The organism is Streptomyces sp. NRRL F-2664 (genome assembly GCF_000719345.1).
Lineage (GTDB): Bacteria > Actinomycetota > Actinomycetes > Streptomycetales > Streptomycetaceae > Streptomyces.
In genome coordinates this window covers 1-460 of sequence record NZ_JOFX01000350.1, presented here as the reverse complement: position 1 = coordinate 460, position 460 = coordinate 1, and the positions used below count along the sequence as shown (strand labels likewise).

At 71.1% G+C, this 460-nt stretch carries 1 protein-coding gene; it reads right to left on the bottom strand.

Features of this window, described 5'->3' with window-relative positions; translation table 11 throughout:
• Positions 1 to 460: IS110 family transposase (locus IF89_RS0136050; protein WP_043194971.1), on the bottom strand; the 460-nt coding region annotated here is incomplete at both ends.

Sequence of the window (460 nt, the reverse complement as noted above, 5' to 3'; positions counted from 1 at the left end):
GGGCGAGCAGTCGCATCGTGAAGACGGCCTCGCCCCGTTCATCGACGTCGAGGGCCGCGCAGGTGGCAACCAGCGCGGGGTTGCTCAGGCCGGTGAGGAGTTCGCGCAGATCCGGGTCGATGGACATGAGGACGGCCTTGAGCTGGTTCAGCGCCTGGGTGCGGGCCTTGACGGCCGATTCCTTGGCCAGCCGCAGGACCCGCATGTCCTCCACGGGCCCGTCCGCGCTCTTCGGCACGGTGGTGGCCCGTCCGGACAGCACCGCGCGGGCGGCCGCGTCCGCGTCGATGGCGTCGGTCTTGCCGCGCTTGCGCCGGGTGGCACGGTCGGGCTGGTTGATCTCGACGACGTCGATGCCCTCCTGGCGCAGGACCCAGGTCAGCGCGGTCCCGAAGGATCCCGTGCACTCGACCCCCGCCCGGTACAGAACACCGAACGACCCTCCCCAGGCGAGCAGTTG